At 50.8% G+C, this 14,920-nt stretch carries 15 protein-coding genes; 4 read left to right on the top strand and 11 right to left on the bottom strand.

What is annotated here, in order from left to right; translation table 11 throughout:
* Positions 1-145 precede the first annotated feature (145 nt).
* Together J4377_RS07570 and lipA are read left to right on the top strand one after the other, a co-directional pair.
* Complete coding sequence (locus J4377_RS07570) at positions 146-1,132, top strand: LysR family transcriptional regulator (protein ID WP_253487812.1); 987 nt, start codon at positions 146-148, stop codon at positions 1,130-1,132.
* A 248-nt stretch (positions 1,133-1,380) separates the two neighbouring features.
* Positions 1,381-2,439, top strand: a complete 1,059-nt coding sequence (lipA, locus tag J4377_RS07565) for a lipoyl synthase (RefSeq protein WP_038483617.1) — start codon at positions 1,381-1,383, stop codon at positions 2,437-2,439.
* A gap of 73 nt (positions 2,440-2,512) precedes the next feature.
* On the opposite strand, the gene lipB is transcribed toward lipA, so the two are convergent.
* The 11 genes from lipB to J4377_RS07510 all read right to left on the bottom strand — a co-directional run bounded on the left by lipB (position 2,513) and on the right by J4377_RS07510 (position 12,941).
* Entirely contained in the window at positions 2,513-3,169 is a 657-nt protein-coding gene (gene lipB, locus J4377_RS07560) for a lipoyl(octanoyl) transferase LipB (RefSeq protein WP_231658509.1), read from the bottom strand.
* Positions 3,170-3,171: 2 nt separating this feature from the next.
* On the bottom strand, positions 3,172-3,483 hold the full coding sequence (locus J4377_RS07555) for a YbeD family protein (RefSeq protein WP_231658508.1): 312 nt from the start codon (positions 3,481-3,483) through the stop codon (positions 3,172-3,174).
* A gap of 118 nt (positions 3,484-3,601) precedes the next feature.
* Positions 3,602-4,804 carry a D-alanyl-D-alanine carboxypeptidase family protein gene (locus J4377_RS07550; protein WP_120387069.1) on the bottom strand — a complete coding sequence of 401 codons (1,203 nt, stop codon included), beginning with the start codon at positions 4,802-4,804 and terminating at the stop codon, positions 3,602-3,604.
* Between the two features lie 68 nt (positions 4,805-4,872).
* Positions 4,873-5,847, bottom strand: a complete 975-nt coding sequence (locus tag J4377_RS07545; protein WP_253487810.1) for a septal ring lytic transglycosylase RlpA family protein — start codon at positions 5,845-5,847, stop codon at positions 4,873-4,875.
* 2 nt (positions 5,848-5,849) lie between these two features.
* Entirely contained in the window at positions 5,850-6,866 is a 1,017-nt protein-coding gene (gene mltB, locus J4377_RS07540) for a lytic murein transglycosylase B (RefSeq protein ID WP_198349806.1), read from the bottom strand.
* A 47-nt stretch (positions 6,867-6,913) separates the two neighbouring features.
* Positions 6,914-8,077, bottom strand: coding sequence for a rod shape-determining protein RodA (gene rodA / locus J4377_RS07535; RefSeq protein ID WP_198349805.1), 1,164 nt, complete (start codon positions 8,075-8,077; stop codon positions 6,914-6,916).
* Positions 8,077-9,984, bottom strand: coding sequence for a penicillin-binding protein 2 (gene mrdA / locus J4377_RS07530; protein WP_038483603.1), 1,908 nt, complete (start codon positions 9,982-9,984; stop codon positions 8,077-8,079). The genes rodA and mrdA overlap by 1 nt, the downstream gene beginning before the upstream one ends.
* 35 nt (positions 9,985-10,019) lie before the next feature.
* A complete protein-coding gene (gene rlmH, locus J4377_RS07525; RefSeq protein ID WP_038483601.1) occupies positions 10,020-10,487 on the bottom strand; it encodes a 23S rRNA (pseudouridine(1915)-N(3))-methyltransferase RlmH in 468 nt (155 codons plus the stop codon).
* A complete protein-coding gene (rsfS, locus tag J4377_RS07520) occupies positions 10,484-10,870 on the bottom strand; it encodes a ribosome silencing factor (RefSeq protein WP_038483599.1) in 387 nt (128 codons plus the stop codon). The genes rlmH and rsfS overlap by 4 nt, the downstream gene beginning before the upstream one ends.
* A 107-nt stretch (positions 10,871-10,977) precedes the next feature.
* On the bottom strand, positions 10,978-11,637 hold the full coding sequence (nadD, locus tag J4377_RS07515) for a nicotinate-nucleotide adenylyltransferase (RefSeq protein ID WP_176472123.1): 660 nt from the start codon (positions 11,635-11,637) through the stop codon (positions 10,978-10,980).
* Positions 11,634-12,941: a glutamate-5-semialdehyde dehydrogenase gene (locus J4377_RS07510; RefSeq protein WP_253487808.1), complete on the bottom strand. Its 1,308-nt coding sequence runs from the start codon at positions 12,939-12,941 to the stop codon at positions 11,634-11,636. The genes nadD and J4377_RS07510 overlap by 4 nt, the downstream gene beginning before the upstream one ends.
* Before the next feature lie 264 nt (positions 12,942-13,205).
* Between J4377_RS07510 and J4377_RS07505 the strand changes: the two genes are divergently transcribed.
* The gene (locus J4377_RS07505; RefSeq protein WP_370687198.1) at positions 13,206-13,985 is read left to right on the top strand and encodes a hypothetical protein; all 780 of its coding nucleotides are present in this window, start codon (positions 13,206-13,208) and stop codon (positions 13,983-13,985) included.
* A complete protein-coding gene (locus tag J4377_RS07500; protein ID WP_253487806.1) occupies positions 13,978-14,910 on the top strand; it encodes a diguanylate cyclase domain-containing protein in 933 nt (310 codons plus the stop codon). Before J4377_RS07505 ends, J4377_RS07500 begins: the two co-directional genes overlap by 8 nt.
* Positions 14,911-14,920: the final 10 nt, after the last annotated feature.

Here is a 14,920-nt window from a genome sequence, read left to right as displayed (position 1 = left end):
AACGTCGATGCCTACCTTTGCAAATTCATCATTGTTGTCATAAAGACGCCGCACATCATCGGTGGTAGCATTTCCAGCGTAATGCTGAAACTTTTTTGTTTTGTGGCACTTTCTATCTTCGGAGGGTGTATACCTAGAGGTTGTTATGTCATCCCTTACACTACTCAACCGTTTGACCTTCCGACAATTACAGGTATTTCAGGCAGTTCACCGCCAGCGCTCTTACTCGCGCGCAGCCGAGCAGCTAGGGCTTACACAACCTGCGGTTAGCGCACAAATTCGCCAGTTAGAACTCGCTCTTGGTCAGCCGCTGTTTAAATATGCCGGTAAAACCCTTCACGTGCTACCTGCCGCGGATACCCTAGCGCTCTCCACACGCGAGATTTTCGGACAGCTCTCTAGACTGCAAATGAATCTCTCGGAGATTAATGGCAGCATTAGCGGTGAGCTGAACATCGCAGCAGTCTCCTCAGCCCAGTATGTGGTGCCTTATTTACTAGCACGGTTTCGAGCACGCTATCCCGACGTACGTATTCGTCTAAAGGTATGCAACCGCAGCCAAGCGCTGGAAAGACTGGCAGAACAAAAAGATGATGTCGTGATTATGGCCATGGTGCCTGAAGACGACGACCTGATAGTCATGCCCATTCTTGAAAATGAACTCATCGCTCTCGTATGGCCAGACCACCCACTACTTCACATGGAAGCACCAACATTAGCCGACTTTGCGCGCCATTATGTATTGATGCGTGAGCCAGGTTCTGGGGTGCGTATCGCATTTGAGCAACTGGCTGTTGACCAAGAAGTCGGCCTTCCCCACCGCATTGAATTAGGCACTAATGAAGCCATTAAACAAGGCGTTATGGCCCACTTAGGCGTTGCCGTCTTGCCCCGCTTGGCGGTTCAACTTGAACTAGAACAAGGGCTGCTATCAGCGCTCCCGCTACCTAACTTCCCCATTCGGCGCTCGTGGTGCACGGTGTATCGTCGCGATCATTTTCCGACACCAGTCGCTGATCTTTTTTTACGCTTTACACGGGAACACCTGCCAGATTTTCGTCGGTATTTCCAAGCCCCATCTAGCCCACTACCTAGCCACGGCGTTTCCTGCCTACCTTTACTGTCACTATAGTGGGCTATCGATTGGCTGGACTGTCTGTTTGGCGGTTCGATGAAGAGGGCTTAGTGTCTTGTTAACCAACAGATATGTTACATTAGCCTACTACCTACGTATCATTCAGAATCTTCAGGGTTTGGCATGTATTCGCGCAGGCGATCCAACTGTCAACGCCATGGCGTTTAAACGCCATCGCCACAGCATATGGTTAGACGCCACGACGTTTGGGCATTGCCTGCCGCACAGTAGAGAGGCTCTTTCCTATGAGCAATAACCCCACAACGCGCGTCCCTAGCGGCGAAAAATTCCGCAATGAGCATGGCATGTCGGTCATTAAAGACGGCATGAAACAGCGTAAAACGTCGTCAGATGAGGCGTCTCCCAGTCTTGACCGTAAACCTAAATGGTTGCGCGCACAGATCCCTGGGGGCGAACGCTTCGAAGCCGTCAAAAAGAATGTCTCTACACACCGTCTTAGCACTGTTTGTGCAGAGTCGCACTGCCCTAACATGGGCGAATGCTGGAGCAATGGCACCGCCACCATCATGTTAATGGGGTCTGTATGCACACGCGCCTGCCGATTCTGTGCAGTGGATACAGGCAATCCGAAAGGCTGGCTGGATCTAGATGAGCCGGAAAACACAGCAAAATCAGTCGAGTTGATGGGGCTGCGCTACATCGTATTGACCTCCGTTGACCGAGACGACCTGGACGACGGCGGCGCTACGCACTACGCCAACTGTATTAAGGCTATCAAATCCCGCACGCCGGAAGTAGTTGTAGAAGCCCTAACACCCGACTTTGACGCTGATAAAGCCGCCATTGAGCGGGTAGTCGATTCGGGCTTGGAAGTGTTTGCACAGAACGTAGAGACGGTAGAGCGACTAACCAGCAAAGTACGCGACCCACGTGCAGGTTATCGCAAAACGCTGAATGTCTTAGCGCATGCCAAACAGTATCGGCCAGATATAATTACCAAAACAAGCTTGATGCTTGGATTAGGTGAGACAGACGAAGAGATTCTTAAAACCTTTGATGACCTGAGAGAGATTGGCGTTGATATCGTGACGCTTGGACAATATTTGCGCCCAACCAAAAACCATCTAGCCGTAGAGCGCTGGGTCACCCCAGAAGAGTTTGATCGCTATCGTGTGCTTGGTCTTGAAAAAGGCTTTATGGAAGTGCCGTCCGGGCCGCTGGTTCGCTCTAGCTATCGCGCTGACCGTGTTTTTGAGAAAAACAATCTTGGTCTCGCGTCGCCTGCTGCGGTTCCTGGTCATGAGCCTGACGCTAACCGCATTCCTGCGTTTAACGTCGGATAAATCGTCTAGGCTAGCTGCACGCAATTGGCACAGCTAAATCAGTTCCAACAGTGCCTTGCGTGCAGATCGCTTATTATTGGGTAAAGGATACATCCACCAACTGACGATCCAACCGCTGAGCTAATGCAGACGCTAGTTGACTCCCCACTTGGTGAGCGACAGGCAGCGCCACTAAATCAGCCAATCGCGTTACCTGCATACCTGCATAGCCACAGGGATTGATGCGCCCAAAGGGGGATAAGTCACCGTCTACGTTTAGCGCAACCCCGTGATAGCTTGCGCCCCGCCGAATTCGTAACCCTAGCGAGGCAATTTTCGCCTCACCTTGCTGCGTGTCGACATAGACGCCAGGTGCATCTGGTTTCGCCCAGGCAGAAACGCCATAAAGCGCAAGTACGTCAATCACCGAATTTTCTAGCGCAGTTACTAGCTCACGAACACCAATCTTGCCACGCCTAACGTCCAGCAATGGATATAATACAATTTGGCCTGGGCCATGGTAGGTTACCTGCCCCCCACGATCCGTTTTCACGACAGGGATATCACCTGGCATTAACACATGTTCGGGCTTACCCGCCTGCCCCTGAGTAAAAACGGGATCGTGCTCAACTAGCCAGAATTGATCAGGCGTTGTCTCGTCTCGCGTGTCGGTGAGTTCGCGCATCGCGCTCCACACAGGCAAGTAGGCACGATGGCCAAGCTGATGCAACTCAATAGGTTGACTAGCCAAGGTCATACCACCATGTGTACGCGACCTGTAGCCTTCAGATCATCAAACAGCTGGCGTAATTGCTGTTCGCCAGTGGCTACAATAGTGACACGCACAGATTGAAAACGGCCGTTACGGCTGTCGATGACTTGAAGCGACGTCTCATCAAACTCTGGGGAATGTTTAACAATCACTTGGCACACGCAGGCTGGAAAATCCTCAGCAGCATCGCCAACCACTTTCAATGAGTAATCACAGGGAAAAGTGATTTTAGGTGGCTCGTTTACTTCAGGCTGACGTAAATCTCTTAGCCCATTTTTCGCGCCTTTTTTCATAGCTCGCCTTTACACGGGAATATATAGATACTTCTGCTCAGGGTACGAGTGCAGTACAGCCTTATAAGATTAATAACTTAAGCGCAAAATACTAAAAATCCTGCGCTTAAGCTCGTGGCTACTTATCAGTAAAGTTGCTAATCAAACCACTGAAGAAACGCCTTACTTGGTCAAATAGGCGCTTAAACAAGCCACCCTCTTCAACATTTTCTAGCGCCACTAGCTGGCGCTCACCAACCATTTCTTCACCTAAATATACTTCTAACGTACCGACATCATCACCCACGGCAATCGGCGCTTGAAGATCGCTATCCAGGTTCAAGCGAGCACGCAACTCTTCATTACGGTTGCGCGGAAGTGTCATAAACACTTCATCATCAACGCCAACACGCAACTCATTACTATCACCGCCCCATACCCGTGGCGTTGCAAGCACTGCACCACGCTCATAGAGCTTCATCGTTTCATAGAAGCGGAAGCCGTAGCTGAGTAGCTTTTGCGTTTCCTGCGCTCGCGCCTCTTCTGAGTTAGTGCCCATCACAACTGAAATTAGCCGCATGCCATCACGCTCGGCCGAAGAGACAAGACAGTAGCCCGCCTCCGTTGTCCAACCGGTTTTCAAACCATCGACACTCGGGTCGCGCCATAGCAACCGGTTACGGTTTGGCTGGTCGATGCCACCAAACGCGAAGTTGCGTTGAGAGTAAATAGTATAGTGCTCAGGGTAGTCGTTAATAATATGCTGTGACAACAACGCCATATCGTGAGCGGTGGAGTAGTGATTATCGCCAGGAAGACCTGTCGGATTTTGGAAATTAGTATTGTGCATTCCTAAGCGCGTAGCATGCTGATTCATCAAATCGGCAAATGGCGTTTCGCCACCAGCTAGATGCTCTGCCATCGCCACGCTAGCATCATTACCGGATACAATAATAATGCCATGCAGCAGATTATCGACCGAGACTTGATCGCCTACCTCGATGAACATCTTGGAGCCACCGGTACGCCAAGCTTTCTCACTGATATTAACCATATCAGTCAAGCTAATTGTGCCGCGATCTAACTCACGCTCGACCAAATAAGCGGTCATGAGTTTAGTCAGGCTGGCTGGCGGTAAGCGTTCATCAGAATTATGCTCAGCAAGAATACGACCGCTGTTGGCATCCATCAGAATCCATGAGCTCGCCGCTAGCTGAGGAGCGGAGGGAATAATCGTTTGCGGCTGAGGTATCACCTGAGCTACGGCCGGTGAAGACACCACGGCAAAAACCGCAAACAAACAAAGCCCAGCGGTACGGCGAATAGACATCAATACATTCATCTCTTACTTCTCACAACAAAGAAAAAACGTCAACGAAGCACGTTATTTTAGCTAATAAATGGGGTGAACTATCTCACGATAAACACTTGTGGGAAGCCCGCCCGACGGAGTTCTTCACGTGCTTGGGTTTCCTGATTAGGGCTCACTGGCCCAACCTGCACACGATGCACATCTGCATCACTCATCACCCGTACTTTATGAGGGAGCTCACTAACCAAACGTTGCTGCAACTGCTGGGCTCCTTCTTCACTGCCCAGTGCCGCAATTTGTAGATAAATCGCGTCATCCGCTGCCATTGGTCGCTGAACAGCAATATTTGGAACAGGCCGTGCATTCACAGTAGAAGATGCCGAAGGCACCTCATCGACTGGACGGCTACTCCTACCTTGCTGAGCCAGCCATTGTTCAGGCTCGATAGCCTCAACCCGAACGGCGCCAGTACCATTATCTAAAAAGCCTAGCCGTGCAGCCGCTGCATAGGAAAGATCTATTTCACGGTCGCTATGAAAAGGCCCCCTATCATTGACGCGCACGATAACAGATTGACCGCTGTCTAAACTGGTGACACGGGCGAATGTTGGCAGTGGCAACGAACGGTGAGCCGCAGACATTTTATACATGTCATAAATTTCACCGTTTGATGTGGCATAGCCATGGAATTTTTCACCGTACCAGGAGGCCGTCCCTTGCTTCACGTAGCCCGTTGCATCCGGCAATACATGATAGGTTTCACCCCACACTTCATAAGTGGAGCGATTACCGGAACGCGATAGCGGTTCTATGCGAGGCTCAGCGTTTGGCACCTTGCTCACATCCGGCGGCTCTAACGGATACGCGTCGCCGGTCATTGCATAGCGCTCCCCCGTCGATTCACCACCACTACTTGCTCCACTGCTGAGCGCCCCGCTCGCACTTTCAGCAGGCTTACTAGCAGGCTGATTGGCGCTATTTTGTTGAGCTTCATGGCTGGCACAGCCGCTAACCAACGCCATGATGATCACCGCACCACCTATGCCACGAGCCTCAGACAGCACTGTTCTCATATTTAGCCCTCAACCTGCCGTGCAATCGCTTCTGATAGCTCTGTCACTGCCATTGCATAGAGATGGCTGTGGTTATAGCGGGTAATAACGTAAAAGTTATATTCCCCCAAGCGATATTGGATACTATCATCGGCAAGCTCGAGCCTTAAAGGCACCACAAGTAACTCTGGATCAAGCGCACTTTGTGGTTCAATGCCAGCTTCAATCGCCTCAGATACAGTCACATCAGGCTTACTGGTTTGGTTAATAGGAAGCGTTTCAGGCGCTGAATCAGGGCCATCGGCCTCATGATAAATTGCCCCATCACGCTGCCAACCATGTACAGCAAAGTAGTTCGCCACGCTGCCAATGGCATCAACCGGATTCTCCCATAAATCTCGTTTACCATCACCGTCAAAATCGACGGCATAGGCTTGATAACTCGTGGGAATAAACTGGGGATACCCCATTGCGCCTGCATACGAACCATAAAGCTCGTCAACCTCAACGCCTTGCTCATGAGCGATTTTCAAAAAAGCCGCCAGTTCGCCCCGGAAAAAGCCACCACGGACAGGATGGTTGAAGGCTAATGTTGCCAATGAGTCTAATACAAGGTGACGCCCTTTATGCTTACCGTAATAGGTTTCAACACCAATAATGGCAGCAATGATCTCTGGTGGGACACCATACACATCCTCAGCCCGAGCAAACGCATCCTCATACTCACTGATGAAGTCGGCTCCCTCCTCAATACGTTGCTGAGTTAAGAAGATATCGCGATACTCATACCAACGTAAGCGACGTTCAGCAGCACCTTCCATAGCGTCCAAAACAGATTGGCTAAAGCTGGCTTGATTCAGAGCATCTGTTAGCCATTGCCGAGGAATTCCTTGTTCTGCTAACTCGTCAACTAGCTGTTGAGTACCTTCGTGCTGCTGAGGATCAAAAGGCGACGCGTCGTCAGCCCATGCAACCGTGTAAGCACACGCCAGTAACATAGCTGCCATGCAGCCGCTTGCTTTATTTCGGGCCCATTTCATTAACTAACCACTCCTGTGAAAAAGCACCGCTACTTATCTATTCGATACTAGCGCGGCAACAACCGCCGATGGGCATGTATTGACATGAGAATACCGAACCCTGCCAGCAAGGTCACGCTAGAAGTCCCGCCATAGCTCACTAGCGGCAGCGGTACGCCAACAACTGGCAAAATACCACTTACCATGCCGACATTGACAAACACATATATAAAAAACGTCAGGATAATACTGCCTGCAAAAAGTCGCCCGAAGGTGTCCTGAGCAGAGGTTGCCAGCCAAAGACCTCGCCCCACAATCATGACATAGAGGGATAGCAGCACGAGCATTCCCACCAGACCAAACTCTTCACCCAGCACGGCAATAATAAAATCCGTATGGCGCTCAGGCAGGAATTCTAATTGAGACTGAGTACCCTCAAGCCAGCCTTTCCCCCATAAGCCACCGCTGCCTATCGCTGTTGTTGATTGAATAATATTCCAACCCGACCCTAAGGGGTCGCTATCTGGATCCAGGAATGTTAAAACCCGTTGACGCTGATAGTTGTGCATATTCATCCATAGAACAGGAAGCCCTGCTGCAATTAAGGCAGCAATCAAACCAATTAGGCGCCAGGACAAACCTGCCAAAAGCACGACAATAACCGCCGCGCTGGCCACTAAAAGCGACGTCCCAAGATCCGGTTGAATAGCTGTAAGCACCACCGGCAAGCCGATTATCACCGCGCATACAAAAATATGCTTGAAACGTGGCGGTAATTGGCAACGATTCAGATAGGCAGCCACCATCAGTGGCACCGCTAATTTCATCATTTCAGATGGTTGAAACCGAATAACACCCGGTATTTCAAGCCACCGCTTTGCCCCCATACCCACATCACCCGCTATTTCAACTGCCAACAACATAGCTAGACCCAAGCCGTAAGCCAAGGGAGCCCAGCGCAGAAACGTGGAAGGCGATAATTGGGCAATAACCACCATAACAGCGATGGCAACACCAAAACGTATAGCTTGAGCAATCACGGTATCAATACGCTGCCCGGAAGCGCTATAAAGCACTAATAGACCACCACCCATCAGCAACAGCAGCAAACCTAACAGCCACGGATCAAGGTGAATCCGCTCCCAGATGCTTTTGCGCCGAGCAATACCACTATCGGGTGGGCGTACTGGATAACGACGTAATGGGCGAGAGAGGGTTTGCCATGACCTCATTAGTTACCCTCCACGTTGGCAGTATCTTCTTCCAATACTTCTTTAACTTCTTCAACGTCTGGCGCATCGTCTCTTAATATCCATGCATCGGTCATCGCACGCGCCAAATGAGCGGCATGCGTACTCCCGCCTCCAGCATTTTCAACAATGACTGAGACCGCAATTTGAGGGTCGTCGATTGGCGCAAACGCCATAAAAAGAGCGTGATCGCGTAAGCGCTCCTCAAGTTCTGCGGCGTTGTAACGCTGATCTTGTCCAAGCGAGAACACCTGGGCGGTGCCTGATTTCCCCCCCATACGGTACTCTAGCCCTACTCCCGTGCGGCGTGCTGTACCTTCATTACCGCTAATAACTTTTTCCATGCCACTGAAAACACGGTCCCACCAGTTGTCATTATCCAACTGAATATCGGGCAGCGTATCCGGCAAATCCAACGCTAAGGGCTCTTCACCTATTGCTAACGCAAGACGTGGCTTTACCCAATGACCGCGATTAGCCAATGTAGCCGTTGCACTAGCCAGTTGTAACGGAGTTACTTGCCAGTAACCCTGCCCAATTCCCACAGAGAGTGTTTCACCGGGATACCAAGGCTGATTAAAGCGTGCCCGCTTCCAGTCACGAGACGGCATCAGGCCAGTGCTTTCACCTTGCACGTCATGAGCAACACGTTGGCCAAAACCAAAGTTGGTCATTTGTTCATGCAGATTATCGATACCCAAATCATGAGCTAAGGTGTAATAGTAAGTATTGTTTGAAACAGCAATAGACCGCTCCATGTCTACCCGACCATGCCCCCAACGCAACCAATTACGATAGCGACGAGAGTCGTTGGGCAACTGATAGAAACCAGGATCATTAATCGTGCTATCGGGAGTGATAACACCCTCGACCAGCCCCGCAAGCGCCAAAAAAGGTTTAATGGTCGAACCTGGCGGATAATGGCCACGAATTGCTCGATTAAACAGCGGGAGGTCGATATTTTCCTGCAAGCCGCGATAAGAAGCGACATCAATTCCCGTCACGAACTGATTACTATCAAAGCCAGGCGTCGATACCATGGCGAGGATTTCACCCGTCCCAGGAACGATCGCGACGATAGATCCACGCCTGCCATCTAACAGCTCGTAAGCCAGCATTTGCATTGACTTATCAAGCGTTAAAGTAAGGTTTTCCCCAGGTACCGGATCAGTACGACCAAGCTCTCTAAGTACACGCCCACGTGCATTCGTTTCAACTTTACGCAGCCCCGCCTGCCCGTGCAATTCCGTCTCGTAAAAGCGCTCAATCCCTGTTTTACCAATAAAGTGTGTTCCCGCATATCGCCCAGCATCTAGAGTTTGCATCTCTTCTGCGTTGATGCGCCCTACGTAGCCCAGTGAGTGGGCCATCATTTCGGCATCAGGATAATAACGGAGCAGTTGTGCCTCTACTTCAACCCCTGGTAGACGATGCCGATTCACCGCTAACCGTGCGATTTGGTCTTCGCTCAAATCACTCATTAAAAGCGCAGGCTGAAACGGGCGTTGGCGTTGCCGGGAACGGACATTGAACGCTTCAATATCATCTTCGGGCAAGTCTAGAAGCTCAACTAACAGCGCCAGCGTTTCATCTAAATCATCAACGCGTTCGCGCACCAACGTGAGGTTATAGGTAGGGCGATTTTCGGCAAGGAGGACGCCATTGCGGTCATAAATCAACCCCCGATTGGGGGGCAGCGGTTCGACACGGACACGGTTTTTTTCGGAGCGAGTACTGTATAAATCGTGCTGAACGATCTGCAAGTATGCTAATCGTCCAGTCAGCAATCCCGTCAAAACAACCACCACCAAAACGGCAAGTAGCGCCCTGACACGAAAAATACGCAATTCTTGCTCAGGGTTTTTAAGCGTGTCACGGCGCTTAGGCATGGGTAACGATGACTCTCAAATCAGACAAAAAGCAATTATCGATGATAGGGATGACCTACTAACAGTGTCCACGCCCGGTAAAGTTGCTCAGCCAGCATTATACGTACCAGTGGGTGCGGCAACGTGAGAGGCGATAAAGACCACGCTTTATCCGCCATTGCTGAAAGGGATGGCTCTAAGCCATCTGGTCCTCCCACCAACAACACAATATCTTTGCCCAACATGCGCCAAGCGTCGGCCTCGTCAGCAAGTTGCTCGGTACTCCAGGTTTTACCCTTAACCTCAAGTGCCACGATATACTCGTCGCCACGAAGCTTGTCACGTATACGCTGAGCCTCTTGCGCACGCGCTTTGGCTATATCAGCATTTTTGCCACGCTGACCGAGTGGAATCTCTTCAATTTCAAGCGAGAAGTCTCGAGGCAGCCGTTTGCGGTAGGTCTCAATGCCCTCCTCAACCCACGCAGGCATTTTGGTGCCCACCGCTAACAGCCGGATCTTCATGACATCGTGGCTCGCTCTTCAAACCGTTTGAGCGACTCACTAATAGCCCCAGCGTCATTGGGTAGGTCTGCCCATAAGCGCTCAAGATCATAGAGGGCTCTCGCTTCAGGCAACATAATATGGACAACCACATCGCCTAAATCGACCAATACCCAGTCAGCATTATCGCCACCTTCAACACCTCGGGGCGCAAGGCCTGACGCTTTGGCCTTTTCCACAACATTTTGCGCTAAGGCAGCCACGTGGCGAGTAGACGTACCACTGGCGATCAGCATCAAATCAGTAACTTCAGTCAGTTTGGAAACATCTAACTGCGTAATATCTCGTGCTTTAAGTTCTTCTAGGGCGTCAACCGCTAGATTTTTAAGTGTATCGATGTGCATGGCTCCTAAAGGCAACCCCTTGTTGTCGTAAGCTCAGCAAAAGCAAGCTCAGTGATATTCAGTCAATTAGCCGGCCATTGTAACGGCTTCTTTCCTGACTGCCAGCGCTATTCACCAGAATGATAGAAACCATGCCGCAGAATGGCTTCCTCGACGGCCTCAGGCAGTAGATAACGAACGCTTTTGCCCTTTTCTAAACGCTCTCTTATATAAGTAGCCGAAATCGCCATCATGGAGGGCAAGGCCAGCGTCAGAACATTACCATTAGGGCTTCGCATCAGTTCATCCACACTATCGACTTCACGATTACCCACCAGTTCCCTTAATTCCTCAGGCCACCGCGCGTTATAGCCAGGTCGAGCGATCACAACGAGATGTGCTAAAGAGAATATCTGATTAGCTTTGTGCCATTTGGCTAACCTTAGAAAAGCATCGAACCCGATAATCATCACTAGACTCGCGCTATCGCCATACGCTTGCCGCAGCTCGGCAAGCGTATCCACGCTATAAGAAGGCCCTTCTCGGCGTAGCTCCCGATCATCTGCCACCACCCCTGGTGTGTCGCTAATACCTAGCCTTAACAACTCAAAACGCTGTTCCGGTGACACCTGAGGCGTATCACGCAGAGGCGGCTGAGGTGCGGGAATCATGTGCAAACGATCAAGCTTAAGGGCTTCACGAACCTCAACAGCGCTTCGCAAATGCCCCAGATGCACAGGATCAAATGTGCCCCCCAGCATGCCTATTCGCATGGGTGTTGAACTCATTGCCTGATTTGCCCATCACCAAAGACCACATATTTCTGCGTTGTAAGCCCTTCTAATCCAACCGGCCCTCGCGCATGCAGCTTATCGGTTGAGATACCAATTTCTGCGCCCAGTCCATACTCAAAGCCATCAGCAAAGCGCGTAGAGGCATTTACGATGACTGAGCTTGAGTCGACCTCAGCCATGAAGCGTCTCGCTAGACTGATGTCTTGAGTCACAATGGCATCAGTATGATGGGAGCCATATTGCTCGATATGCTGAATCGCCTCATCCATACCATCGACGACTTTAATCGCTAAAATAGGTGCAAGGTACTCAGCGCCCCAGTCTTCTTCGGTGGCCAACGCCACTTGGGGCAGCAATGCTCGTGTACGCTCGCAACCACGTAGCTCTACATGGTGCTCGGCGTAGGCACGAGCCAACTCTGGCAGCACGATATCAGCAATCGGCGCATCCACCAGCAGCGTTTCCATCGTATTGCAGGTGCCATAGCGATGCGTTTTCGCATTTACCGCGATGGCCAGCGCTTTAGCGGGATCTGCCGTAGTGTCGATGTAAACGTGACAAACCCCATCAAGATGTTTAATGACCGGCACCGTTGCTTCGCGGGAAATGCGTTCGATCAGAGACTTACCACCTCTTGGAATAATGACGTCGACGTACTCGGGCATACTAATCATCGCACCCACCGCAGCGCGATCGGTGGTGGCAACAACCTGCACTGATTCAGCTGGCAAGCCAGCGTCAGCTAGCCCCTCTTGGATACAACTACTAATCGCCGCATTTGACGCACTGGCCTCAGAACCTCCGCGCAGCAAGCAAGCATTACCCGATTTTAAGCACAGGCTTGCTGCCTCAAGGGTAACGTTTGGGCGAGATTCATAAATAATGCCAATAACCCCTAGAGGCACGCGCATTTTGCCAACTTGAATTCCGCTTGGGCGATAGCGCATATCGTCAATTTCGCCAACGGGATCAGGTAGTGCAGCCACTTGGTGAAGACCTTCGACCATGGCATCAATTCGCGCATCATTAAGCGCCAGACGATCAAGCAATGCAGCGTCTAGGCCGGCTTCTTTGCCACGCTGTAAATCAAGCGCATTAGCTTCTAGTATTAATTGTTTAGATGCCGTCAGGCGCGATGCCATTGCTTCAAGCGCACGATTTTTCAATCCTGTATCAGCACGACGCAGCTCTCTGGCGGCTGCCCTAGCGCCTTGACCGAGCACCTGGATATAAGCGGGCACATTCCCCGCAGCTAATTGCTGTAGGGCTATGTTTTGGTGTGCGTTTGAACCGCTCATACTTTCTCCCTGTCTTATTGCGTATGCAAGGCAAGTTGCATTCTATGGTAGTGGTACTAGGTGTTTGGCAGTATGTTACGCCATTAGGGCGTTATACTGACGCTACTAATAATTACATTTCGACGCCCACGCCTAGTCAAAGTGCTCCATGGGCAATCCTGAATTAAAGGTGAATAGTAAGCCACCATGCAAAGCAAGTACAAAATACGCCTATTAAGAGCCAACTTGTTCGCAGCGGCGTTAGCATTAGCGTCCTGGACATATATGGCGCAGCCCGCGGCCGCGCTAGTACTTTGGTTATCTGTAGGCTGGCTTTTTGTTACTGCACTATTGCTCGATTTTAGCCATCGTCGTTCTAAAGGCCTACCTTGGCAAGCACTCTCCGGGGCGCTACTGCTGGGGCTTATTGCCGTGGCTCCAGAGCGCCATAGCTTTTTAATATGGGCTTGGGCGGCAATGTTTATGCTGCCTCAGAAACGCTGGGTGGCCGTGTTCAATACCTGCGCTGCGTTGATTAGCTGGTCATTCATTGCCCCCCTTCTTAACTTACCCGAAGCGCTACTACTGTTGGCGGCATTGATCACGCTAGGTGTGCTGTCCAGTGCAAAAGCGTGCCAGTTAATCGATATTAACGGCTCCATTCGCAAACGCCTTCGGCTAATCCCCGGATTAAATCTATGGCCAAGTGGACAGCTGCTGAGAGACCTGAGCCGAGAACAAACCCGATCTGAACGTGAAGCCATCTATGCAGAGTTGTTAATTATCCAAGTAAAACGCCATCAGCTTTGGTCGGCGGCGCAAAAATTATGCAACCTCATATACAGTTTTGAACACGTTTATCGCTTAAATAATCAGACGCTTGCCGCCTTGACCTTGTCGCATAACCCAAAGGAAGCCGCCCACCGCCGCAAGCTTCTCTGTGCAGGCCTCCCAGAAACACAGCACTCCCACCATCTACCACTAATGGATATAGAGCTATCAGGCCTATCCATCGAAACGCTGGTTCAGCCCCCGCCTCAACAACGGGAAGGTAACGATGATTGATCAACCGCGGCAAAGACACCTGATGACTTTTGCCTACACTGCCAGTGTGATCCTAGTAGCAGGGTACACATTCTGGCTTTATGGCATGGGAAAATATCACGACCTTTTAGTGCCAATGTTTGTGACACTGCTGCTACTTACTGCGTTGCTAATGCACCACAGTCAGGCGTTAAACCCGGTTCTTCCCCGTGCTATTTTGCTGGGTAGTAGTTATATCATTACCCTGGCTGCCTTCTACAGTCATCCTAGCATCTCGACAATTTGGATCGGACTGCCCACGGCCGCTGCATTTTTTTTACTACCGCTATCGAACGCTTTCTTGCTAACGGTATTTTCCAGCCCCTTGTGGTGGCTACTAACCCGTCACAGCGATGCATCCTCAGAGATAATTATTGCTTATACCGCTCTCATTCTGCTGATGGCCTTACCACCATGGGAGCACGCACGACAAAGAGCATTGCTGAGGGCGACAGACCCAAACGACAATGATTGCAATGCTTACCATATTGATACGCTAAAAGAGCGGCTTCACAATGAGTTTCTGCGCGCTGCAATGCTTAACAAACGCTTGGCAGTCTTAGTGATGCATTTACCTCAGCTTGATATGGCGGAAGAGCAATTTGGCTCACGCGCGCAAACGGCACTGTTGGGCGCTCTCTGTAACGAAGTCAATAGCCGTTGCCGCGACCACGATCTGTTAGGCCGGGCAGACAACGCCACGTTCTGGCTAGTGCTGCCCGACACAAGTGAGAGCGGTGCTATGTTGGTGCGCGAGCGGCTTCAACGCGCACTATCACAACGTGTTCTAGTGGAAACTGGGCTGCTAGAAACCCGCATTGCTGTTTGCCTACCATGCCGAAATGAGAGCTTTGAACGCTATATAAATCGCTTGGAAGCACGTGCGAAGGCATTATCTATCGCTTGATGCTTATAAA

Origin of the sequence: Halomonas sp. XH26 (assembly GCF_024138895.1) — a bacterium.
Taxonomy (GTDB): domain Bacteria; phylum Pseudomonadota; class Gammaproteobacteria; order Pseudomonadales; family Halomonadaceae; genus Vreelandella; species Vreelandella alkaliphila.
This window is presented reverse-complemented; position numbering and strand designations above follow the sequence as displayed.

What these genes read in the sequence shown, in the direction of transcription:
- J4377_RS07570 (WP_253487812.1), top strand. Translation starts at nt 146, where the DNA reads ATGTCATCCCTTACACTACTCAACCGTTTGACCTTCCGACAATTACAG.
- lipA (WP_038483617.1), top strand. Translation starts at nt 1,381, where the DNA reads ATGAGCAATAACCCCACAACGCGCGTCCCTAGCGGCGAAAAATTCCGC.
- J4377_RS07555 (WP_231658508.1), bottom strand. Translation starts at nt 3,483, where the DNA reads ATGAAAAAAGGCGCGAAAAATGGGCTAAGAGATTTACGTCAGCCTGAA.
- J4377_RS07550 (WP_120387069.1), bottom strand. Translation starts at nt 4,804, where the DNA reads ATGAATGTATTGATGTCTATTCGCCGTACCGCTGGGCTTTGTTTGTTT.
- J4377_RS07545 (WP_253487810.1), bottom strand. Translation starts at nt 5,847, where the DNA reads ATGAGAACAGTGCTGTCTGAGGCTCGTGGCATAGGTGGTGCGGTGATC.
- mltB (WP_198349806.1), bottom strand. Translation starts at nt 6,866, where the DNA reads ATGAAATGGGCCCGAAATAAAGCAAGCGGCTGCATGGCAGCTATGTTA.
- rodA (WP_198349805.1), bottom strand. Translation starts at nt 8,077, where the DNA reads ATGAGGTCATGGCAAACCCTCTCTCGCCCATTACGTCGTTATCCAGTA.
- mrdA (WP_038483603.1), bottom strand. Translation starts at nt 9,984, where the DNA reads ATGCCTAAGCGCCGTGACACGCTTAAAAACCCTGAGCAAGAATTGCGT.
- rlmH (WP_038483601.1), bottom strand. Translation starts at nt 10,487, where the DNA reads ATGAAGATCCGGCTGTTAGCGGTGGGCACCAAAATGCCTGCGTGGGTT.
- rsfS (WP_038483599.1), bottom strand. Translation starts at nt 10,870, where the DNA reads ATGCACATCGATACACTTAAAAATCTAGCGGTTGACGCCCTAGAAGAA.
- nadD (WP_176472123.1), bottom strand. Translation starts at nt 11,637, where the DNA reads ATGAGTTCAACACCCATGCGAATAGGCATGCTGGGGGGCACATTTGAT.
- J4377_RS07510 (WP_253487808.1), bottom strand. Translation starts at nt 12,941, where the DNA reads ATGAGCGGTTCAAACGCACACCAAAACATAGCCCTACAGCAATTAGCT.
- J4377_RS07505 (WP_370687198.1), top strand. Translation starts at nt 13,206, where the DNA reads ATGGCGCAGCCCGCGGCCGCGCTAGTACTTTGGTTATCTGTAGGCTGG.
- J4377_RS07500 (WP_253487806.1), top strand. Translation starts at nt 13,978, where the DNA reads ATGATTGATCAACCGCGGCAAAGACACCTGATGACTTTTGCCTACACT.